The sequence below is a fragment of the Halobacillus massiliensis genome (assembly GCF_900166625.1).
GTDB lineage: Bacteria > Bacillota > Bacilli > Bacillales > Halobacillaceae > Halobacillus_A > Halobacillus_A massiliensis.
The window spans coordinates 486495-507602 of the sequence record NZ_LT800499.1 but is presented as its reverse complement, the minus strand read 5'-3'; the positions used below and the strand labels follow the sequence as shown (position 1 = coordinate 507602).

At 41.0% G+C, this 21108-nt stretch carries 20 protein-coding genes; 8 read left to right on the top strand and 12 right to left on the bottom strand.

Going from position 1 to position 21108, the window contains the following annotated elements:
* Positions 1 to 296: 296 nt before the first annotated feature.
* The 6 genes from B7E06_RS02575 to B7E06_RS02550 all read right to left on the bottom strand — a co-directional run bounded on the left by B7E06_RS02575 (position 297) and on the right by B7E06_RS02550 (position 5757).
* On the bottom strand, positions 297 to 929 hold the full coding sequence (locus B7E06_RS02575) for a response regulator transcription factor (protein ID WP_082232523.1): 633 nt from the start codon (positions 927 to 929) through the stop codon (positions 297 to 299).
* Positions 922 to 1968 carry a sensor histidine kinase gene (locus tag B7E06_RS02570; protein ID WP_082232522.1) on the bottom strand — a complete coding sequence of 349 codons (1047 nt, stop codon included), beginning with the start codon at positions 1966 to 1968 and terminating at the stop codon, positions 922 to 924. Before B7E06_RS02570 ends, B7E06_RS02575 begins: the two co-directional genes overlap by 8 nt.
* On the bottom strand, positions 1965 to 2684 hold the full coding sequence (gene liaF / locus B7E06_RS02565; RefSeq protein WP_082232521.1) for a cell wall-active antibiotics response protein LiaF: 720 nt from the start codon (positions 2682 to 2684) through the stop codon (positions 1965 to 1967). The genes B7E06_RS02570 and liaF overlap by 4 nt, the downstream gene beginning before the upstream one ends.
* Before the next feature lie 75 nt (positions 2685 to 2759).
* Positions 2760 to 3401: a PspA/IM30 family protein gene (locus B7E06_RS02560; RefSeq protein ID WP_082232520.1), complete on the bottom strand. Its 642-nt coding sequence runs from the start codon at positions 3399 to 3401 to the stop codon at positions 2760 to 2762.
* 15 nt (positions 3402 to 3416) lie between these two features.
* Positions 3417 to 3758 (bottom strand): lmo0954 family membrane protein, encoded by a 342-nt coding sequence (locus B7E06_RS02555; RefSeq protein ID WP_082232519.1) that lies wholly within the window; start codon positions 3756 to 3758, stop codon positions 3417 to 3419.
* 883 nt (positions 3759 to 4641) lie between these two features.
* Complete coding sequence (locus tag B7E06_RS02550) at positions 4642 to 5757, bottom strand: M24 family metallopeptidase (RefSeq protein WP_082232518.1); 1116 nt, start codon at positions 5755 to 5757, stop codon at positions 4642 to 4644.
* 171 nt (positions 5758 to 5928) lie between these two features.
* Between B7E06_RS02550 and B7E06_RS02545 the strand changes: the two genes are divergently transcribed.
* Complete coding sequence (locus B7E06_RS02545) at positions 5929 to 6327, top strand: hypothetical protein (protein ID WP_082232517.1); 399 nt, start codon at positions 5929 to 5931, stop codon at positions 6325 to 6327.
* 54 nt (positions 6328 to 6381) lie between these two features.
* On the opposite strand, the gene B7E06_RS02540 is transcribed toward B7E06_RS02545, so the two are convergent.
* From B7E06_RS02540 to B7E06_RS02525, 4 genes are all read right to left on the bottom strand, one after another.
* The gene (locus tag B7E06_RS02540) at positions 6382 to 7434 is read right to left on the bottom strand and encodes a PQQ-dependent sugar dehydrogenase (protein ID WP_082232516.1); all 1053 of its coding nucleotides are present in this window, start codon (positions 7432 to 7434) and stop codon (positions 6382 to 6384) included.
* Positions 7435 to 7541: 107 nt separating this feature from the next.
* The gene (locus B7E06_RS02535) at positions 7542 to 8132 is read right to left on the bottom strand and encodes a biotin transporter BioY (RefSeq protein WP_082232515.1); all 591 of its coding nucleotides are present in this window, start codon (positions 8130 to 8132) and stop codon (positions 7542 to 7544) included.
* A gap of 79 nt (positions 8133 to 8211) precedes the next feature.
* A complete protein-coding gene (locus tag B7E06_RS02530; protein WP_082232514.1) occupies positions 8212 to 9468 on the bottom strand; it encodes an L-lactate MFS transporter in 1257 nt (418 codons plus the stop codon).
* 165 nt (positions 9469 to 9633) lie between these two features.
* Positions 9634 to 11898 carry an ATP-dependent DNA helicase gene (locus B7E06_RS02525; RefSeq protein ID WP_082232513.1) on the bottom strand — a complete coding sequence of 755 codons (2265 nt, stop codon included), beginning with the start codon at positions 11896 to 11898 and terminating at the stop codon, positions 9634 to 9636.
* Between the two features lie 184 nt (positions 11899 to 12082).
* On the opposite strand from B7E06_RS02525, the gene B7E06_RS02520 reads away from it, so the two are divergent.
* The 3 genes from B7E06_RS02520 (at position 12083) to cysK (ending at position 14697) form a co-directional block, all read left to right on the top strand.
* Positions 12083 to 13000: an SGNH/GDSL hydrolase family protein gene (locus tag B7E06_RS02520; RefSeq protein ID WP_082232512.1), complete on the top strand. Its 918-nt coding sequence runs from the start codon at positions 12083 to 12085 to the stop codon at positions 12998 to 13000.
* Positions 13001 to 13016: 16 nt separating this feature from the next.
* Positions 13017 to 13673, top strand: coding sequence for a YpmS family protein (locus B7E06_RS02515; protein WP_082232511.1), 657 nt, complete (start codon positions 13017 to 13019; stop codon positions 13671 to 13673).
* A gap of 94 nt (positions 13674 to 13767) precedes the next feature.
* Positions 13768 to 14697, top strand: coding sequence for a cysteine synthase A (gene cysK / locus B7E06_RS02510; RefSeq protein WP_082232510.1), 930 nt, complete (start codon positions 13768 to 13770; stop codon positions 14695 to 14697).
* A gap of 97 nt (positions 14698 to 14794) precedes the next feature.
* Here cysK and B7E06_RS02505 read toward each other — a convergent pair whose 3' ends face one another.
* Complete coding sequence (locus tag B7E06_RS02505; RefSeq protein ID WP_082232509.1) at positions 14795 to 15406, bottom strand: trimeric intracellular cation channel family protein; 612 nt, start codon at positions 15404 to 15406, stop codon at positions 14795 to 14797.
* 264 nt (positions 15407 to 15670) lie between these two features.
* Between B7E06_RS02505 and B7E06_RS02500 the strand changes: the two genes are divergently transcribed.
* From B7E06_RS02500 to B7E06_RS02495, 3 genes are all read left to right on the top strand, one after another.
* Positions 15671 to 16198 carry a helix-turn-helix domain-containing protein gene (locus B7E06_RS02500; RefSeq protein WP_082232508.1) on the top strand — a complete coding sequence of 176 codons (528 nt, stop codon included), beginning with the start codon at positions 15671 to 15673 and terminating at the stop codon, positions 16196 to 16198.
* A gap of 17 nt (positions 16199 to 16215) precedes the next feature.
* Positions 16216 to 16374: a sporulation histidine kinase inhibitor Sda gene (gene sda, locus B7E06_RS21485; protein WP_179133927.1), complete on the top strand. Its 159-nt coding sequence runs from the start codon at positions 16216 to 16218 to the stop codon at positions 16372 to 16374.
* Between the two features lie 93 nt (positions 16375 to 16467).
* Positions 16468 to 17418: a ring-cleaving dioxygenase gene (locus tag B7E06_RS02495; protein ID WP_082232507.1), complete on the top strand. Its 951-nt coding sequence runs from the start codon at positions 16468 to 16470 to the stop codon at positions 17416 to 17418.
* A 39-nt stretch (positions 17419 to 17457) separates the two neighbouring features.
* On the opposite strand, the gene B7E06_RS02490 is transcribed toward B7E06_RS02495, so the two are convergent.
* Positions 17458 to 19407 carry an aconitate hydratase gene (locus B7E06_RS02490; protein ID WP_082232506.1) on the bottom strand — a complete coding sequence of 650 codons (1950 nt, stop codon included), beginning with the start codon at positions 19405 to 19407 and terminating at the stop codon, positions 17458 to 17460.
* A gap of 323 nt (positions 19408 to 19730) precedes the next feature.
* Here B7E06_RS02490 and B7E06_RS02485 point away from each other — a divergent pair, with 323 nt between their 5' ends.
* On the top strand, positions 19731 to 21005 hold the full coding sequence (locus tag B7E06_RS02485; protein WP_082232505.1) for a helix-turn-helix transcriptional regulator: 1275 nt from the start codon (positions 19731 to 19733) through the stop codon (positions 21003 to 21005).
* Positions 21006 to 21108 lie beyond the last annotated feature (103 nt).

Here is a 21108-nt window from a genome sequence, read left to right as displayed (position 1 = left end):
TGAAAACATACCAATGATTATTGAAGAAATGGGCTCATAAAACTCAAAAATTCCACTCTTGTTTACTTTCTTCATTCATCGGTATCTTTCCTTCTTCTTGTTATTCCCTAAACAGAAGAAATCAAGCGCTGATTCATCGTTCCAGTTTATAGTACATAAACTGGAATAAAACAATTGGTAAAGAAGGTGTTATTCGTGTTTCCTCCTTATAAAAAACTAATTATTTTTTACCTTATTCTGCTGGCTTCTTTCCTTTGGATCCTTCTATTTAAATAGCCCTTCCTCATTAGGAAAGGCTATTTGATCAGATTATGTTTAAAAGCATAAATTACGGCTTGTGTACGGTCCTGCACATCTAATTTGGACAATATGCTGCTGACATGCACTTTTACTGTTTTGAGAGCTATAAATAATTCAGTGGAGATCTCCTGATTGCTTTTACCTTCTGTCATCAGCAAAAGGATTTCTTTTTCCCTGGCTGTTAAAGTTTCGTGTGGAGCTTTTTTATGTGATGTACGCATTTTGTTCATAATCTTGCCAGTCACTTCCGGTTCTAAAATAGACTGACCCTCATAAGTAGCCCGAATCGCATTAGCAATCTCACCGGCTTTAGAAGTTTTAAGCATATAGCTTACCGCTCCGGCTTCTAGAGCAGGATAAACCTTCTCATCATCAAGGAAGCTTGTGACTATTATGATTCTCGCTTCCGGCCACTGACGGATAATTTGACTTGTGGCTTCTATTCCGTCCATTTCTTCCATTACCAGATCCATTAAAATGATATCCGGCCTAAGTTCAAGCGCCAGCTTTACGGCTTCTTTTCCATCATCAGCTTCCGCAATTACATCAATATCTTTTTGCGAAGATAAATAAGCTGAAACACCAATCCGTACCATTTCATGATCATCAGCAAAAAGAACTTTAATCATCGCCATTTCCTCCTTTGCTCAGGAGAGGTACTTTCACTTCAAGCCTCGTCCCTTCCCCTTCTAAACTAACCAATTTTAAGCTGCCGCCAATTTCAACAGCTCTTTCCTTCATATTCTGCAAACCATACGAGCTTGCTTTGGCGTCCTCTGCTTCAAACCCAACCCCATCATCGATGACTCGTAAAATGACGTTTTCATCCCGCTGAATCAGCATAACTTCAAGCTTGTCGGCTTTAGCATGTCGCAGTGTGTTTGAAATGGCTTCCTGTAAGATCCTGAACAGATGATCCTCAATCCCTTTATCTAAATTGAGAGGTTCAAGCTTCCAGTCGACCTTCATCGGGACCTTTTGTGTAAGCTCGTCTAAAAGTTCTTTAGAGCCTTCTGATAATGATTTCCCTTTTAAAGCGACAGGACGCAAATGCAGCAGCAAAGCCCGCATTTCAAGCTGTGATTGATGAATCATATTTTCAATCATGGAAAGCTGCTGTTTTAATTCATTGTCTTTTTGGGCGTCTTCGTTCTCATTTACTGCTGACATTAGCATAGAAGCGGCAAAGAGCTGCTGACTTACAGAATCATGAAGCTCCCTTGCCAGACGGTTTCTTTCTTTAAGCACAACTTCCTGCAGGCTTTCCTCTCGTTCTTTTGCCCGCTCTGTTGCAAGGCGCTGAGCTGTTTCTGCCTGCTTATTAAATTTATCTTCAATTTGTTTCATTTTTTCCTCTATCGTTATAAGCTCCCGGTAATCCTCCCCGTCATAAGCGACAGGATTTCCTTTATGAATTTCATCGAGCTGATGCTCTACATAATGAATTTTTTTCTGTGACTGAAAGGCCAGGCCTCCGCCGGTCAACACTCCGGTCGTTACCGATAGGACCACAACAAGAAGGATATATGGCATGTCGAGGATTCTCTTGTTCCATAAATCTGTCCAATTTTCGAGAGGAAAAGCGATAAATGTAATCATCAAAAGAGTGAGTGCAAACCCAAAAGCTAAGAGCAGACTCATACCCAATTGTTTCTGCCAAGTACTCATACCCGCTTCACCTCTATATCACCGGAAACTAGAGATGTAATGATTTTCACTCTCGGCTTTTTTGTTTTATAGTGTTCCGTTTGAAAGCTCACCATTTGGTTTAGGAGCTTGGCTTTTTGATACTGAAAGATAGCTGCCCTACCAAGCAGAGCACTGTGATGGATCGATACCTCGACCTCATATGGCACATAAATATGAATATTACCAACAAAATGACGAATGGAGATCACGGCCTCATCATCAGGCAGGACGGTATGACTTAAGTCAACAATTCGATCTCCAAACCCTCCGTGAATATTAATATCATGCCACCTGTATGAATACTCCGGAGTGGACTGTCCTCCAAAAAACTTTTGCTCAAAAATCGGTGAAGTCTCAGAATTTAAAGGAGTGTCATCCCTAATAACCGGCTCAACCTTTTGAGGAGTATTTTTGGAACGATAATAATTTATCAAGAGCATACCCAGCCCCACAAGAATAAGAAAACGGATCGCCATCATATTTAAAATGGTGAAAAAGACGCTGACAGAGCCAATCCAAAACAACACTTTCCCCCATAAAGATCTATAATTTTTCCAACCAAAATAAATGAGAACACCTGCAAAGATAACAGAAAAAATAAGTCCTCCGTTATAAAAGACAATCTCTAAAATAAGGAGGACGGCTCCTATAATTAAAATCGTATTAATCGTATCGGTAGATAATCGCTTAAACATAAGAGCCCTCCTCCTTTCTAGGTGAATTATGTAAAAAGACGCAGGTTTCTGCGCCTTTAATCATACCATGACTTATTAATTGGAAGTAACGCTTGTCTCTTCCTTCATATCTTTCTCAAGCTTTGCAATTTTACTATCAAACGTACCGCGATAGTAAGAGCTGTTCACCTTATATTCCATATCCTCAATATAACGGTCAAGCTCGGCAAACCGTGAGTACGGCTTGTCCGCACTCTCTTCAATCACCTGGTTCATCCGATAATGAGCGCGCGCTATATTTTCCCTCCCCATCAGTTCCATTCGTTTTAGCTGCATGTCCTTAAGCTTATGCTTCATCACTTCATATTTTTTCTCAAGGGTTTCCAGCTGCTCCATGGACTCAAGGCGGGACGCTTTAAGACGTTCTGCTCTGGCCTCATACTCCTGCTGCTCATTTACTGCGAACTCATACATAGATGCTTCACCGGCTTTTTGAGCTATTTCAGCCTGGCCCTTACGTTTCTCTGCCATGTCCAGCGACTTTTGAAGTTCTCTTGAAAATTCATCTTTTAGGCGATATTGGCGTTCTACCAGTTTACGTACCTTTTCTGTCTCTTTTTCACTTTCACGTAAATACTGATTAAGCATTGCTACTGGATTCTTCTGCTCCTTTTGGTCAAGAGCCTCATGAAAATCTGCTGAGATGGTGTCCTTAATTCGTGTAAATAAATTTGCCACTTCAATCTCTCCTTATTATTTGTTTAATTCAGCCCACTGCTTTTCAAAATTAACAAACGGGTCATCCGTCTTAACGGGGGTCTCTTCCTGACTTGTCCAATTTTTAAAGATCCAATAAATTGCGTATAAAGCTGCTAAGCCGATGACAGCGTAAATATTAGACATAGCTACACTTAAAATGATCAGGCCTAATATTAACCAGCCAATTTTTCCGGCTGTTGAATCACTTCTCGTAAATTTCTTAAAGACAATGTACAGCAGCCAGACACTAACACCGAGCAAGATCATTGGCCCTAAGTGAGCCAGAGCCACTGCTAAAGCGATCAAGCCTGCTGTAAACAGCAAAAACTTCTTCATATCCTGTGTCCCTCCTTTGCTTTGTTAATTTCATGATAGCTGTTAAGTAGGCGGCACATAATGAGCTGGAGATATATTTTAGACTAAGACCAGAGGCGTATTTTAACATTAGGGTCGCTTTTCTTAAGAGATTGTTCTGTTTATCAAGTACCGAGAAAAGCGGCTGGGAAATGACTTGCTTTCCCGCGGGGGAGCCGGTGAGCTAGCTCGTTGCACTCACGGATCTCACCCTGCCTCTATCTTCCTGCAGGAGTCTCGTTATCGCTTCTTTTTCTTCTTAAAGGTGAAAGAGAAAGAGCTGTTCCGTTTATCAAGTACGGAGATAAGCGGCTGGGAAATAGTTCGCTTTCCGCGGGGAGCCGGTGAGCTAGCTCGTTGCACTCGCGGATCTCACCTTGGCTCTATCTCCCTGCAGGAGTCTCACCATTTCCCAACCTCTATACCATGAGGGTATAAACGGAACACTATGTTTGGAGGAAAATCCTCTACCTTTAGTCTCTTACGTTAATGTTCCGTTACTCAAAAAAATATAAAGGGCCGGGGGAAACGGCGAGACTCCTATGGGAGGATAGAACAGGGTGAGATCCCGCAGGGCTATAAGCCCGAGGAAGCTCACCGTTCACCCATGGAAAGCGAGTTGTTTCCCCAGGCCCGGTTCTCTTTATTAAGGCAAACGGAAGAAGGGAATTTCCTTCAAATTTCTAACTTTCTACCGGATTAATCCTCACTATTACAATGTTTCTTTACTTCAATAAACATAAAGGACCAGGGGAAACGACGAGACTCCTATGGGAGGAAAGGCTCTCTATATTTATGTAACCGGAGCCGCTTGATCATGACCAGCAGGAAACAATTCTCTCTAAAAATAAAAGCCTGAATCTGTTTAAGATTCAGGCTTTTTCTCGATAATTTTCAGCTGTCTTGATGTTTTCGTTAAAGTTTCATATCCTTCAGAGGTGATAAGTACATCCTCTTCCAGACGAACACCGCCAATAGAAGGATCATAAATTCCAGGTTCAATTGTAAACGTCATGCCCTCTTTTAAAGTGCCATCATTTAAATGACTCATGGAAGGGAACTCATGGACATTAATGCCCAGGCCATGACCGACTCTGTGAGGGAATAACTCGCCGTATCCGGCATCCGTGATTACTTTTCTTGCTGCATCATCAAGATCGCCGATGCGGGTGCCTGGTTTACAAATCTGAAGAGATGCTTCAAGAGCTGCAAGCACCGTCTCATATATTTCCTTCTGTTTTGGAGAAACCGACCTGTAAGCAAAGGTCCTTGTAATATCTGAAGTATACCCTTTCCAAACTACCCCTAAATCAAAAAGTACAAAGTCTCCATCTTGCAAACGTCGTCTTCCCGGGTTTCCATGTGGCTGGCCTGACTTTTCTCCAAAAAGCACCATTGTAGAGAAAGACATGGCAGGGACACCTTTCTTCTTTAATTCAAATTCAATTCTGGCCAGGACTTCCATCTCTGTTATGCCTTCCTTTAGTGCATCCAAACCAGCCTGAACTCCGACATCCGCAAGCTCTGCCGCTTCTTTAAGAATAGAAATTTCTTCCTCATCTTTAACTACACGCATTTCGTTTAACTGGCCTTCGATATCTTTTACTTCTGGTTCGTTAAATAAAGCTAAAAAGGATTCACTGCGTCCATAGGATAGTACTTCTTTTTCAATTCCAACAGACTTTAAATCGGCCGTGAACTCTTCTCCCATTTCTCCAGCCATAAGCTTCCAGGGGTTTTCGTGATCGGCATATCCTATTACTTCCCCTGACCAGCCTGCTTCTTTTAACTGACTGGTTTCCATTCCGGGGACAACAGCGATCGGTTTTCTATCCGGAAAAACAAGTAAACCGATTAAACGCTCGTGTGGGTCGGTAAGAAAACCAGTTAAGTAAAAGAAATTCTCTGGAGAATTTACTAAAGCAGCATCAATAGAATGTTCTTGTAAATATGTAACTACCTGATCAATTCGTTGTTTCATAATAGCTCCCCTTTTTTCATTACTCTTATACCAAATGATAGCTTATCAAGGACAGTGTGCCAAATCAGGAATATATGAACGCTTTTCGACTCTTTCCCCCTCTTCGTTTCTTTTGTAAAAAGGGTTTAGTATAATGGCAGAAGAATAAGCAATTGATGGAGGTTTTTGTAAGTGGATCGTACTCGTTTTTTTGTTCGTACATCAGCTATATATGCTCTTATCGGAGCTTTTATAGGGTCTCATATGGCAGGCGGGGGAGGCTATCAATTATCAGCTATTCATGCACACATATTAGTAGTGGGCTGGCTTTCACTCTTTGCCTTTGCCATGTTTTATAAAGTATTCAATATACCTAAAGATTCCAAGCTGTCAAAGTTTCATGTTTGGAGTTCTTTCATTGGTGTTTTCGGCCTGACTGCTGGAATGTGGCTTTATTATACTCAGCCGATCAGCGGACTTGAGATCTTTAACTTGGTTTTCTTTATAGTTGGCGGTACTGTATTAATGCTTGCATTTATCGCTTTTGCGATTATGGCATTTACTTATGGCAAATGGATAACAGAAGAATAAAAAAGAATGAGCTTGCTGATCAGCACTTCTGCTGTCAACAAGCTTTTGTTTATATTAAAATTCATACCGAATGAGACGATCGTCGTTGGAATCTGCATTGCCGCGGCCATCTGTATTATTCGTGATGAAATAAATGGCACCATCGGCCAATTCCACATCTCTTATCCGTCCATAATCATTTGTGACCACTTGATTATCTTCTCCCTGCAGATTCAAGGTGCGAAGTGCGCTGCCTCTAAGGGAAGCAATATAAATTTTATTATCAACTATAGCTATTCCTGAAGGTGCCCATGTATTATTTCCTGTTTCAAATAAAGGAGATACAAGTCCGTCTCCTGTTTCATCTCCTACAATCAACGGCCAGCCATAGTTTTTCCCTGGCTCGATTCTATTTATTTCATCATGATTAGAAGGTCCGTGCTCGGAAGCATACAGTTCACCATCCTCGCTCCAGCCCAATCCCTGGGGGTTGCGGTGGCCATAACTGTATACATAGGAATCCTCCTCAGGGTTATCATCAGGAATATTTCCCGTAAACGTCATCCTTAATATCTTTCCGGCAAGACTACCTTCATCTTGAGCGAGTGATTCTTCCTGTGCATCGCCCGTCGTAACAAAAAGAAACCCTTCAGGACTTATTTCAATTCGCCCGCCATTATGAAAGTTATTCCCTGGTATTTCTTCAATCAGAATCGAATCTTCTCTCCACTCCCTGTCATTATAAGTTAACGTAATCACCCGATTACCAATCGAACCTTCCTCTGTTTCATAAGTATGGTAAGCAAAAGCGAGGTGGTTATTTTGAAAATCCGGATGAAGCTTCAGACCGAGCAGCCCGCCTTCCCCTATCTGTACAATCGGCTCCTTCGTCTCAACAGGTTCTCTTACTACTTGTCCATCTTCCACTCTCGCAATTGTTCCCTCACGTTCACTAATAAAGAATTGGTTGCCATCTGCCTCAATATCCCAAGGTGATTCAAGATTCTCAGCTGCAATTGAGAACTCTCCGCTGTCCTGCGTATCATTAGCTCCCTCATCTGATTCTTCATTCGATTGGCAGCCCGCAACCAGGACAGAAAACATCCATAAACTCCATAATTTTTTCATGACGTCCCCCCTTCTTTTATGCCGATTATACAGGATATGGAAAGAGGGTAAAAAAATAAACTGCCCATTTAGGAGCAGTTTATTATAATCCGTATCCAATTTCACTTTTATACGGCCTGACGTAAAGGTGTACGTTTTAATATTCCTTTTTCCATGCGATAACCAAAGGAACCTGCTAATATGGCAAGGGCAAAATCTTTAATAATAAACGGAACCATACTTGACCATGCAAGAACATAAGGCATGCCAGCACCTTCGCCCATCCAAAAATTAAAGGCTAAGTACATTCCATTCACTCCAATAATGTAATTGAGCGCTAGTCCTATTAGTGATGCAGTAATATACCTTCCAAAAGTCCGTTTCTTTTCTACGACAGCTCCTGAAAAATAGGCAACGGCAATAAAAGATAAAATAAAGCCGAAAGTTGGTGTAACTACAGTTGCTGCTCCTCCAGAAAAGCCAGCAAATATAGGAACTCCTGCTAATCCTAAAGCAGCATAAACAAGCATAGAAAAAGCACCCATACGCCGTCCAAGAATTATACCTGCTAAAATTGCAACAAAAGTCTGCAAGGTTAGAGGCACATTTAAAATAGATAAAAATGGGGCGACAGCGGTAATATTTGCTCCAACAGCCATCAGAGCTACAAATAGGGCTCCAATTGTAAGATCATATGTAGACATACGTGATTGACTCATAAGGCTTCCTCCTCAGCTATTCTATTTCAAGAATAGCGAGGAGTCGCACTTATGTCAACCTTTTAATTTATAGGTTTACTTAACTGGCTCGTGCTTCTTTTATTTTCTTTTGTTTCTTTTTAATATCTACTTTAGTAAGGATAGAAACAGCAAGTGCAACTAAGAATAGGCCAGCAAAGTAAACCATACTGCTTGCATAACTGCCTGTTACATCGTTCATAAGAGCAGCAAACTGCGGGCCTGCTAAACCAGCGGCTGCCCAGGCCGTTAAAATATAACCGTGTATGGCTCCAAGCTCCTTCGTACCAAACAAATCACCGATAAACGCAGGAAGTGTAGAAAATCCCCCTCCATAGCATGTGTATATAATTCCAAACATTATGACAAACAAGGTGACTGATCCTGTCATCGGCAAAAGAACGAAAAGAGGAATCTGCAGAACAAAGAAAATGATATAGGTATTAGATCTTCCAATGTAATCAGATGCAGATGCCCAGGCAAGACGTCCTGCTCCATTAAAAATTCCCATAATTCCAACGAGTGAAGCAGCTGCCGCAGCACTCATCCCCACACTGTTTTGAGCCAGCGGCTTAGCTGCAGAGATAATCGCAATTCCACAAGTTATATTAATAAAAAGTATGATCCACAAGTAATAAAATCTTGCAGTCTTTACTGCCTCATTTGCTCTTAAATTAGCTAAATCCTGTGACTCTACGTCCTTGTTTTCCTGTGGCTTATAACCAGACGGTGTCCATCCCTCTGGTGGTCTTGATAAGTATAGAGATGATAAGATCATGATTACAAAATAGCTGGCGCCCAAAATATAAAAGGTCAAGGCAATTCCAACAGATCCGATTAGAAAGTCCATGACCGGGCTGGCGATGGCTGCAGCGAATCCAAATCCCATAATTGCCATACCCGTAGCGAGTCCTCTCCTGTCAGGAAACCATTTGACTAATGTGGAAACAGGGGCTATGTATCCGACCCCAAGACCAATTCCTCCTAACACTCCATAGAAGAAATATAGAGTCCATAACGATCCGATTTGGACAGCGAATCCTGATCCAAATACTCCAATCCCAAAAAATATGGCAGCGGTAATCCCGGCAACTCTGGGACCATACTTCTCTACAAACCAGCCTAAGAAAGCTGCTGACAAACCTAGGAATAAGATGGCCAGACTAAATGTTAATTGAACCTGCTGGGAACTCCAGCCGAACTCCTCACCAAGCGGAGAGGTGAAATTACTCCAGGCATAGACTGAGCCGATGGATATATGTATCCCAACTCCACCAAGAGCGATTAACCATCGGTTTTTTACTTTTTCAGATGACATAATTGACCTCCTGACTTTTTTGTTACTTTTAACCCATTACCAAAAAAAGGACCTTCGAAACTCCTAATCTTCAGAAATTGAAAAGAAGAGCAGACTCATTTGACGAAATCTGCTCTTCTTTAATTAATATTCGACAATATAGATTAATATTTCCCAGGAAATGATTTATCGGATCACTCGAAAATCCTTCCATTCTTCCGGAAGCAGCTGCAAATACTTCCTCGAAAGAAAGCGATCGTCGATTAACTGGATCATTCCATAGTCTGTTTCTGAGCGAATTAACCTTCCACCAGCTTGGAGAACTTTGTTCATACCGGGGAAAACATAGGAATAGTCGTAGCCATTTTTACCTTTTTCATTAAAATAGTCTTTAATCAGCTCTTTCTCAAAGCTTCTTGGCGCGAGCCCTATTCCTACTACAGCCACTCCATTTAATCGATTTCCCCGCAAATCGACTCCTTCAGAGAAAACCCCGCCCAGTACAGCAAATCCGACAAGCTTACCGTCTTCGACAAACTGAGCCAGAAAATCATCACGTCTTTCTTCTGTCATCCCCTGCTCCTGTTCAACAGTTACTATATCTTTATATTTTTGAAATTCTTCATATATCATCCGCATGTACTGATAGGAAGGAAAGAAAAACAAGTGATTTCCTTTAACCTTGTTCACCTGTTCATACAAGCGCTCAGCGATCTTCCCCGCTGTATGTTCACGATTTTTATACCGTGTGGAGACCGGGGAAATGACCGCCTCAATTTGTTCAGAATGATACGGTGAAGGAAGACGTAAAATATAATCTTCTTCCCCGCCGCCCAGCATATCTTTGTAATAAGCAAATGGTGATAAGGTAGCTGAGAAAAATATATTGGCCCTGAAAGGCTTTACGACTTGTTTTAAAACTTCTGAGGGGTCCAGACAGAATAACTTAAGGGAAGTATTATTGCTTTCTGTTGTTACTATCTGCTTAAAATGGTCATCTGCGATTATAAAAATTTTCAAGAAATTTTGGGCTGAAAAATAACATTCAAGCAGAGCTTCAGATTGTTCTTCATCCCGGTCTTCTTTTAGCTCTACTTCCGCAGCCTCTATAAACCGCTCAAGATTTTCTTCTAATGCTCCTGGAATTTCACTAACCGTTCTTACTTTTTCGTCATGGTCAAGGGCCTGCAAATCCTTCTTTACGGCTTTAGCCGCTTTTTTCAAGGGTTCATTAGCTTCCCATTCTTCTTCTATCTGCCAGAAATCGTTTTTCTTAATTTCTGCAGAATACATTTCTCTGGCCCTCTCTACCAGATTGTGGGCTTCATCAATCAGAAGAGCCGTTTTCTTCTTCCGCTCTGGAAGCAGCCTTTTTAAAGAGACTCTCGGATCAAAGATATAGTTATAGTCACCGATCACAACATCTACCGAGTCGCTGAGATCCAGAGAAAATTCAAATGGACATACCTTATGTTTTCTGGCATACCTTTCAATAACCTGACGAGTGATTTGAGTTTCATTTCTAAGTATATCGACCATTGCTCCATTAATTCGATCGTAGTATCCTTCAGCAAACTCACAATGCTCAGGCTGACAGATAGATTCTTCTTTAAAGCATATTTTATCCTTTGCCGTAATGGTCACCGATCGAAGCTTCGCCCCATTCTCCTCCAGAAGCTGAAGTGATTCCTCAGCCGTCAAGCGTGTGACTGTTTTGGCTGTTAAATAAAAAATTCTTTCGTACTCACTCATGGCCTTAATTGCCGGAAATAACGTAGACATTGTCTTACCAATGCCTGTAGGAGCCTGTGCATATAAATTCCTTTTTTCCTGGATCGTCCGGTAAACGGCTCCTGCCAGCTGACGCTGGCCTTCTCTATATTGGGGAAAAGGGAACTTCAATTCAGAAATAGACCTTTCTTTTTCTTCTCGTAATTGTGCAATTAATTTAGCAAAAGAGAGGTATTGGTCAATCGTTTGATTAAAAAATATTTCAAGGTCACTCAACGAGTAAACCTCTACAAATTGTTTTTTCTCTCTGGACTGCTTCTGAACATAAGTAAGCTGAACACGGATTTCCGCCAGCTCTTCCTGTTTTGCATAAATGTAAGCATATCCTTTTGCCTGTGCCCAATACACAGGAAACTCATCGCTTGTCATTTCTTCAAGGGGGCGTGATGTAGACTTAATCTCATCGATAACTATTCCATCTTCTGTCTGTAAAAGACCATCACAGCGTCCATGAACAATAATAGTAAAATCCCCCAAATCATAGTCGTATCGTAAAGGGACTTCTTTCTTATCTGTAGGAGCGTATTGTTTTTGGACAGCCTGGTGAATAGCTGTTCCTTCGGTTAAAGAAGTGCTCGTTCGAAACCCGTTATCAATGCTTCCTCCTTTATGGACGTATTCCATAAGCTCTCTGACGGATATCTTTATCTCTTCTCCCATCATGAATGCCTCCTTTCTTCAAAATTTTCCAATAAACCGACATCTAATATCTCTGATGTTCGAATGTCTATTTTATCTTTTTAAATGATATAATATAATTTAAAGGTAATTGTGCCTAAAAATGTATTTATCCATAATATAATGATAAGCGAACTTATTTATAAAACAACAGGTGTGATCATAAATGAAAAAAACTAAATGGCTGACATTGATGATCTTTTCTCTATGTTTCTTAGCTCTCATCGTGATCACTCTCATATACAACCCTGTTGAGAATGAAACTCAGGTTATTCCTGAACCTTCTCATGATCAGGAACAAGAAGAGGAAAACACCGCAGATGGGGTTGAGAATCCAGTTGAAGAACCTGCAGAAGAAACGGTAGGCGATGAGCTTCTCGAAGCATTCTCAGGTGTTATTGAAAATGCCAGAAACCTCTTCCTCCGTAATGATTTGAATATAGTGGCTATCGGTGATTCACTCACTCAAGGAGTGGGAGATCGATCCGAAAATGGTGGATATGTAGGAATTTTAGAAGAAAGTTTCAGAGAAAGCAACCAGCAGGGCGATTTTACGATTGAGAACTACGGCAAGCGCGGTGATCGGACAGATCAGCTGCTTAAGCGTATGGAATCTAATGAAATGATTTCATCGCTTGAAAGTGCAGATATTGTACTCATTACTATTGGTGCTAATAACGTCATGCAGGTGATTGAGAACAACTTCACCAGTCTGAATTATAATGATTTCCCTCCCGCACGCGCAGATTATGGAGTGGAACTTGAAGAAATTTTCACTAGAATTGAAGATGCTAATCCTGATGCCTCCATTTATTTAATCGGTTTGTATAACCCGTTCAATCAGTATTTTGACCATATCCCTGCTCTCGCACAGATTATGAACGAATGGAACAGGGAAAGTCAAAATGTAATTGACGGGCGCGATAACATTACCTTCATTCCCATTAGAGATATATTTGAAGGTCATGAACAGGAGTTACTGTGGGAGACCGATAACTTTCACCCTAACGAACGGGGGTACAAACAAATGGCCGAGCGCGTGTTAGAGTATATTCGGGATGATATCGAACAACCAGAGGAATAATTAGGTGGAATGTGTTATGTTAAAAAAACTTTTCTTCAATAACAGATGGAAAACTTCATTCTTTATCTTAGCCTTTGTGAACATAGCTGTCATTGGGGTGCTTCTTTCCCTTGTTTTTCTTCCCAGCTCTTATACTCTTGTCAATGTAGACCGTGAGAAGGAAGATACAGAAGCCGAATTTACAGTCGTCAGTACAAAAGCAAACATGGAGCATCTAGCAAATGAGTATTTAAAAGAGCTTTCAAATGATACGGTTTTTAACTACTCTATTTCACTTGACCGAAATGTTACGCTCAAAGGCAATATTCGTGCCTTTGAACAGACGATCCCGATTAAAGTGGAACTGGATCCGCAAGTACAGGAGAACGGTGACCTGGTTCTGCAGCAGAAAGGTATATCCTTAGGACAGCTTCCTCTGCCTAACCGTAAAGTCATGGAATTTGTGGCAGATAATTATAAATTACCTGAATGGGTTACCGTAAACCCGGGAGATGAAAATATTTATGTTGCCGTCACTCAGATGGATACGGGAAGCAACTTTGATGTAGAAGTGGAAAGGTTCAATTTAAACGCGGATCAGCTGGCTTTTAAAATATCCTTTCCAGACCGTTCTTTCGGCCTGGCTGAATCAATTATAGAACAAAAGTTTAAACTTCAAGACACAACCGAATAAGGGGTTGTGTTTTTCCTGCATTTTTTCTATTTCATCTGAATGCTGCGGCTATGTTAAACTATTAGTTAGACAAACGTTAAAAGGAAGTGACCTTATGCGCGTCGTAAATAATATAGCTGACCTTATTGGAGATACTCCACTTTTAAAATTGAACCGAGTGACTCCACAAGGCGGCGCTGACATCTATTTAAAACTTGAACAATTTAACCCCAGCGGCAGTGTGAAAGATCGAGCTGCCTATAATATGATGGTACAGGCAGAAAAAGACGGCTTGTTAAAAGATGGTTCCACGATTATTGAGCCAACCAGTGGAAACACAGGAATCGGGATTGCCATGAATGCAGCAGCCCGCGGATATAAAGCTATCCTTGTAATGCCTGATACTATGACACAGGAACGAATCAACCTTTTAAAAGCCTACGGTGCTGAAATCGTCTTAACTCCAGGAGATGATAAAATGCCGGGGGCAATTGAAAAAGCAAAAGAGCTAGTAGAAAAAACCGATAATGCCTTTATGCCGATGCAGTTTGAAAATTACGCGAACCCCGATGCCCACCGGCATACAACAGCAACAGAAATTATTGAAGCTATGAACGAACTTGGCAAGCCCCTGTCTGCCTTTGTCTCAACGGCCGGAACCGGAGGTACGATTACAGGTACCGGCGAAGAGCTCAAAAAGCACTTTAATGGATTGTCCATTCATGTAGCAGAACCAGCCGGATCTCCTGTTTTATCCGGAGGAAAGCCAGGCAAGCATAAACTTGTGGGGACAAGCCCGGGATTTATTCCATCGATTCTGAATGAAGAAGTCTATGACGAAATCCTTCAAGTAACAGATGAACAAGCGTATGAAATCACAAGACGCTTAGCCCGTGAAGAGGGGCTATTAATTGGTACTTCAGGCGGAGCAGCCTGCTGGGCAGCTATTGAAGTTGCTAAACGTAAAAATCCAGGCGATGTGATCGTATGTATTGCACCAGATACAGGAGAAAGATATTTATCAGGTGATTTATTCCGTAACTAAAGAGCAAACCACGTTCTTAATATAAGAACGTGGTTTTTTGTTTATAGAAGACGAATTTAAGGAAAACACGCAATATATGACACATTATCTTAAATCTTTACAGCCTGTATAAGTCTCTAAAGCGCAAATGCCATCCTAAATGATACGAAAGAACGCGGCAGCCAATAATCACCACAAATAAAAGATAAATCTCCACAATACTTTCCAGGTTTACGATTTCAAATCCGACCGCCAACCCTACAGCTAATGCCCATACAGCATAAATTTCTTGATGGAGAACCATAGGACGGCGCTGAGCGAGTACGTCTCTCGTAACTCCTCCCCCCACTCCTGTCAAAATGGCTGAAAAAACAATTCCACCTAGTGAAAATCCCTGAGCAGCTGCAAATGCAGCCCCTTGAATCGCAAAAGCAGATAAACCAACAGCATCTGAATAAATATTCCACCTGTTCCAAAATAAAACCCAATTTTTAGGGAATACATACACTATAGCAATTGTTATTAATGCCACATAAAACAAGTAACCTTGTTCCCATACATGCACTACTGGTACATCCAGTGCTATATTTCTAATAATACCTCCGGCAAATGAAGTAGCTATTCCTAATATAAAAGTTCCAAATATATCATAACGTTCACTAAGAGCAACAATAGCTCCACTAAAAGCAAAAGCACTTACAGCTATGATATTGAGAAATTCATTTGTCATTACGCTGCACCTCGGCTATTAATTTATTAAGACTTAGACTATCATAGCAGAACTTCTAAATATTAGATATTAAGCTTTTCCAAAAAGCCGGTCCAATATATCGACAACCCTTGACATAAAAGGAGATTTAGAGATTAAAAGAAGTTAAAAACAACAAAAAGAAAATGTCGGACTCATTTGTTGCAAACTGCCACAAGGTATTACCGTTATGAATTAGAATAAGTTACTAAGGACTATGACTATGGACATATTGGGTGTGAGAAAATGAGAGACTGGCTCATTCAGCTAAGAAAAAGTAAAAATTTCACTCAGCAGCAAGTAGCAGACGGAGCACATATTGATAGAGCCTATTACGCTCAAATCGAAAGTGCTACTAGAAATCCTAGTATGACTGTAGCTTCGCAAATTGCTAATTTCCTTAATATTAATCCTTCTCTTTTCTTCTCCGAGCATTTAAGCGAACCTTTTATAGTGGCATTAACTAATTCCCCTATTGTAGTAGCTCACTGCGATTTGGAGTTAAGGTATACGTGGATCTTTAATCCACACCCTGATTTTAATGCTGTACTTATCATAGGAAAGAGTGATGTACAGATAGATGATAACGATGGCGCGAAAGGACTTATGAATTTAAAAAGAGAAGTAATTGCTACTGGTAATTCTGTCCGCCGCCAAATTACTTTCCCATTGACGACTGGAAAAAAGGTTTATGATGTCTATGGCCAGCCGATATATAACCAAAAAAAAGAGGTTATAGGGGTGGCTACTGTTTCTACAGAATTACAAATTTGAGTGCAGGGGGCGGATCATTGATTAAATTGGATCACTTACCACTTCGCATCCTAAAGATCACTTACCAAAGAGCATTAGAACTGGAATTAGACGATGAATTTGTTGAATGGATATACACAGAGGTTAAGAAAAGAGAGAAAGAAAAGTTTGAACGCTGGCGGGAAGCGAAACTATAAATGACTTACCGTTACCTTTAGAGCAGCAGATTTGACTGCGCTCTATTTTTCTTGTACAATTATCTCGAATTCAAGATAAAGGAGGCTGCAATTATGGAGATTAAAGGAATCCATCACGTTTCGGCCATTACCGCAAGTGCACAAAAAAATTATGACTTTTACACACAGGTTTTAGGATTGAGACTTGTGAAAAAGACGGTTAACCAGGATGATACCTCCATGTATCACTTATTTTATGCAGACGCTAAAGGAAGTCCGGGCACCGACCTTACATTTTTTGAAATACCAAGAGCTGGCCGCACTTACGAAGGAACTCACAGCATTTCTGCCACTTCGCTTCGAGTGAGAAATGACGCAGCACTTCTTTATTGGAAGGACAGGCTGGAAAAAAATAACGTAGATCACGAAAACATCAAAGAAGTCATGAATAGAAAGTTCCTAGCCTTTCAAGACCCTGAAGGCCAGCGTTTACATCTTGTATCGGACGAAAATAATTCAGGCGTGGCTTCAGGAGACCCATGGGTTCACTCTCCTGTTCCCCTGGAGTACGGAATTACAGGGCTGGGACCTGTCCATTTAACGGTAAAAGATGCCTCTCCAACACTAAAAGTATTAAAAGAAGTTTTGGGCTTTAGAGAAGCTGGTACAATAAATGGGCGCCGCGTTATGGAAACTGGAGAAGGCGGCAGTGGAGCAGAAGTTCATATTGAAGAGCGCCCTGACCTTCCAAGAGAGAAACCTGGACGAGGCAGTGTGCATCACGTAGCCTTTCGAGTAGCAGATGAAGAGGAATTAGCAAAGTGGCATACCATTATTGAAAGAGCCGGATTCCCAAATTCCGGCCTCGTCGACCGCTTTTACTTTAAATCACTTTATTTCCGTGAGCCTAATCACATTCTTTTTGAATTGGCTACAGATGGTCCAGGGTTTGATACGGATGAAGATATTGATAAACTCGGGGAAAAACTCGCCCTTCCCCCATTTTTAGAAAATCAAAGAACTGAAATTGAAGCGAAACTCGCTCCAATTCATACAAGACCATAAAAAAAACTGTTGATGGCTGCCCATCAACAGTTTTTCTTTTTAAGCATGTAACCGATCTTTTAACCAGTTGATCAATCCGCCTTTTTCCATCATTTCTAACTGTCTGGCAGAAAGAGCATGCTCTAACCTTATCTTTATGCCTTTGTCTTTTACCTCTGCTTCGATACCTTCCTCCTGATGAATGGTTTGAAGAAGATCTCTGAAAATAAGCACGTCCCCTTGCTCGAGCTTGTCATAATCTTCTTCATTTTGGAAAGTAAGAGGAAGGATGCCAAAGTTCACAAGGTTCTGCCAGTGAATACGAGCAAAATCTTTTACAATGGCTACCTTCATGCCTAAATAGCGCGGAGCCAATGCAGCGTGCTCCCGGCTTGAACCTTGCCCATAATTCGTTCCGCCCACGATGGCATGACCAGATTTCATGTTCTCCTTCATCGCTCTGTCGTAATAGGTTTCATCTACGATTTCGAAAGTGAATTTGCTGATTTCCGGGAGGTTGCTTCGGTATGGAAGAACTCGTGCCCCACCAGCTAAAATTTCATCCGTTGATATGTCATTTCCCATTTTCAGCAAAATTGGCAGTTCCATTTCATTAGACATAGGCTCCATCTTAGGTATGGAAGCGATATTGGGTCCTTTTACTAGCTCTTCTCTTGCTGCTTCTTCAGGCGGAAGAGGAGAATCCAGCAGCCCAGTATCTACCGTAGGCTCGTCCAGCTCTTTTATTTTAGGATATTTAAACCCTGCATTCCGCGGATCGGTAATTTTTCCGTTTAAAGCAGAAACAGCTGCTGTTTCCGGACTGCATAAAAAGACGCTGTCCTCTTTCGTGCCTGAACGTCCAGGAAAGTTCCTTGGTGTCGTCCGCAGGCTGTTGCGGCCGGACGCTGGTGCCTGCCCCATGCCAATACAGCCGTTACAGCCAGCCTGATGCAGCCTGGCTCCCGCCTGCAAGTAACTGGCGATATGTCCTTCTTTTGAGAGGTCTATTAAGATCTGGCGAGATGTTGGGTTAATATCCAGGGAAAGACCATGAGCAATCTTCCGGCCCTTAACAATTTCTGCGCCAACCGCAAAGTCACGGTAACCAGGATTTGCAGAGGATCCAATATAAGACTGATAAATAGGTTCACCCTCCACTTCACTTACAGGCACGACATTTCCAGGACTTGAAGGCTTGGCAATCATAGGTTCAAGACTTGATAAGTCCAGCTCCTCTTCACGATCATATGTCGCATCTTTATCCGCTTTCAATTCAATCCAATCTTCTTTTCTTCCCTGAAGCTTCATGTATTTTTTTGTTTCTTTATCAGACGGAAAAACTGTAGCCGTAGCGCCCAGTTCTGCCCCCATATTTGCGATAACGTGCCGATCCATTGCCGATAGGTTTTTCACTCCAGGACCATAATATTCAAAGATATGATTTACACCGCCTTTTACACCATGACGGCGAAGCATTTCGAGAATGGCATCTTTCGCGCTTACCCATTCTGGAAATTCTCCCGTTACATAAACACCCCATATTTTCGGCATTTTTACGTAAAAAGGCTCACCGGCAATGGCCATAGCTACGTCAATTCCACCGGCCCCCATCGCCAGCATTCCCATACATCCATTAGCACAAGTATGGCTGTCAGATCCTAATAATGTGCCTCCCGGCTTCGCTAACCGCTGCATATGAACAGGATGACTTACTCCGTTACCAGGACGACTGAAGTGTAATCCAAACTTTTTGGCTGCACTCTCAAGGAACAAGTGATCATCCGGATTCTTGCTATCTTCCTGTATCATATTGTGATCTACGTACTGAGCGGAGGCTTCCGTCTTGGCGCGGTCAATGCCCATTGCTTCTAATTCAAGCATGACCATTGTCCCTGTAGCATCTTGTGTTAATGTCTGGTCGATTTTCAGCCCGATCTCAGAACCAGGCGTCATTTCTCCTTTGACCAAATGGTCTTTAATTAGTTTCTGTGTTACGTTTAACCCCACGATTCGTTCTCCTCCTTCTTTATAATTATCTATTTTCCTATACCATTTATACCCTTAATTTGGTATATTTACTCATGCACACAGGAATCCTTTCTTCACTTTCCTGTTCTTTAGACCTGGTACTTTCCCGTATAATTTGTTCTTTCATGGCTAAAATCTGTGAAAGTTGGTCCTTTTTTACCTACTTAAGACTATGAAAATAGCATGACTTGGGAAACCTATTTATATAGTTGAAAAATAATCATCGAACGTGTATTCTGAAAATAGATTTGGAGATAAAATAATCTACAAATCGACAGTTGATCAACTAGGTGTGTGTGAAAATGGAATATGGTAAAGCGCTTCGGTTTCATCGTGTTAAACAAGGTTTAACACAAAACCAGCTCGCTGAAGGCATCATTTCGTCTGCTTACCTTTCTAAGATAGAAAATGATCAGACTATGCCTGCCATTGAAGTCTTGGAGCTGCTCTATGAACGGCTTGGAATTGACTTTAATGATCCTGCAATCAACCATCCATCAAAGGAAAAACTGTTGGAATGGTATGAAGCGATCGTACATAAGCGCACAGACGATGCCAGAGAGCTGCAAGATGAACTCCTTCAGCAGAAGAGTATGCTCGAAAACCATCAATTGTATGTTTTCTATGAACTTTTCCGCATCCGATACTTGCTTTTAAAAGGTGAGGTAGAGGAGGCTTATGAAGCATGGGAAAATATTAAGCAGCATAAAGATACATTTGATGAAGAGATGGCGTTTTATTACCATTTAATCACCGGGTTAGTTATGTATTATCGCGGAGATTTTGATAATTCTTACGAGGAGTTATTGGAAGCCAAAAACCATAGTTCTGCTATTGAAGTGAAAAATTGGGAAATAAGTGACCTATTCTATCTTTTAGCACTGGGCACAAGTCAGCTGAATTTTATTTCCGCCTCAATATTTTATACAGAACAGGCACTGGAGAGATATCAGTCTCACTACGACCTTTCTAGAAGTGCTGATTGTCATATTATATTGGGCATTAACTTTAGCAGACTAAAAAATTATACGAAGTCCTTAGAGAATTACGAATTAGCGAAAAAAATTGCTTTACAGACTGATGATTACTTTCAATTACGTTTAGTTTTTATTAATCTGGGAGTTTTAGAATCTCGAAGAGGAAAGCATGAAGCCTCAATTAATAATTATAAAAAAAGTTTAGAGTATCCATTTGATAGAGAGGCAAAGTTTGAATTATTAAATGCAATACATGGTCTGGTTACAGAACATTATAAAATGAATGACTTGAATGGATGCAGTTACTGGGTGGAGGATGGGTTTAAAAAATTGCTTACATATCCTTCGACAGCTCATAAATTGCACTTTACTTTTTATCAACTGCTTATAGAGGATTCACAAGATATCGAGAGTTTTTTAGAAGAAGAAGTTATTCCTTACTTCAAGGAAAAGAAGAACCATATTTACATTATTCGCTATTCAATGTTTCTTTCAGACCTATTGGAAAAAAAGCGAATGTACAAGAAATCTTCAACTTACCTTAGGTTAGCAATTCAATTGTTAAATAAACATTCTCACTTAGGAGGGATCATTCTGTGAAAAAATTATTTGCTGTCTTAGCAGTTGCTATACTGTTATCTTCTGCCGCCGCACCTATTGTATATGACAGCGCAGAAGACACATGGCCTAGACCCTTGATTGA

Excerpts from the sequence above, each read along its gene's own strand:
- B7E06_RS02485 (WP_082232505.1), top strand. The coding sequence starts at position 19,731 with ATGGAATATGGTAAAGCGCTTCGGTTTCATCGTGTTAAACAAGGTTTA.
- B7E06_RS02525 (WP_082232513.1), bottom strand. The coding sequence starts at position 11,898 with ATGGGAGAAGAGATAAAGATATCCGTCAGAGAGCTTATGGAATACGTC.
- B7E06_RS02530 (WP_082232514.1), bottom strand. The coding sequence starts at position 9,468 with ATGTCATCTGAAAAAGTAAAAAACCGATGGTTAATCGCTCTTGGTGGA.
- B7E06_RS02495 (WP_082232507.1), top strand. The coding sequence starts at position 16,468 with ATGGAGATTAAAGGAATCCATCACGTTTCGGCCATTACCGCAAGTGCA.
- B7E06_RS02550 (WP_082232518.1), bottom strand. The coding sequence starts at position 5,757 with ATGAAACAACGAATTGATCAGGTAGTTACATATTTACAAGAACATTCT.
- B7E06_RS02575 (WP_082232523.1), bottom strand. The coding sequence starts at position 929 with ATGATTAAAGTTCTTTTTGCTGATGATCATGAAATGGTACGGATTGGT.
- B7E06_RS02515 (WP_082232511.1), top strand. The coding sequence starts at position 13,017 with ATGTTAAAAAAACTTTTCTTCAATAACAGATGGAAAACTTCATTCTTT.
- B7E06_RS02505 (WP_082232509.1), bottom strand. The coding sequence starts at position 15,406 with ATGACAAATGAATTTCTCAATATCATAGCTGTAAGTGCTTTTGCTTTT.
- B7E06_RS02520 (WP_082232512.1), top strand. The coding sequence starts at position 12,083 with ATGAAAAAAACTAAATGGCTGACATTGATGATCTTTTCTCTATGTTTC.
- B7E06_RS02500 (WP_082232508.1), top strand. The coding sequence starts at position 15,671 with ATGAGAGACTGGCTCATTCAGCTAAGAAAAAGTAAAAATTTCACTCAG.
- liaF (WP_082232521.1), bottom strand. The coding sequence starts at position 2,684 with ATGTTTAAGCGATTATCTACCGATACGATTAATACGATTTTAATTATA.
- B7E06_RS02535 (WP_082232515.1), bottom strand. The coding sequence starts at position 8,132 with ATGAGTCAATCACGTATGTCTACATATGATCTTACAATTGGAGCCCTA.
- B7E06_RS02555 (WP_082232519.1), bottom strand. The coding sequence starts at position 3,758 with ATGAAGAAGTTTTTGCTGTTTACAGCAGGCTTGATCGCTTTAGCAGTG.
- cysK (WP_082232510.1), top strand. The coding sequence starts at position 13,768 with ATGCGCGTCGTAAATAATATAGCTGACCTTATTGGAGATACTCCACTT.
- B7E06_RS02570 (WP_082232522.1), bottom strand. The coding sequence starts at position 1,968 with ATGAGTACTTGGCAGAAACAATTGGGTATGAGTCTGCTCTTAGCTTTT.
- B7E06_RS02540 (WP_082232516.1), bottom strand. The coding sequence starts at position 7,434 with ATGAAAAAATTATGGAGTTTATGGATGTTTTCTGTCCTGGTTGCGGGC.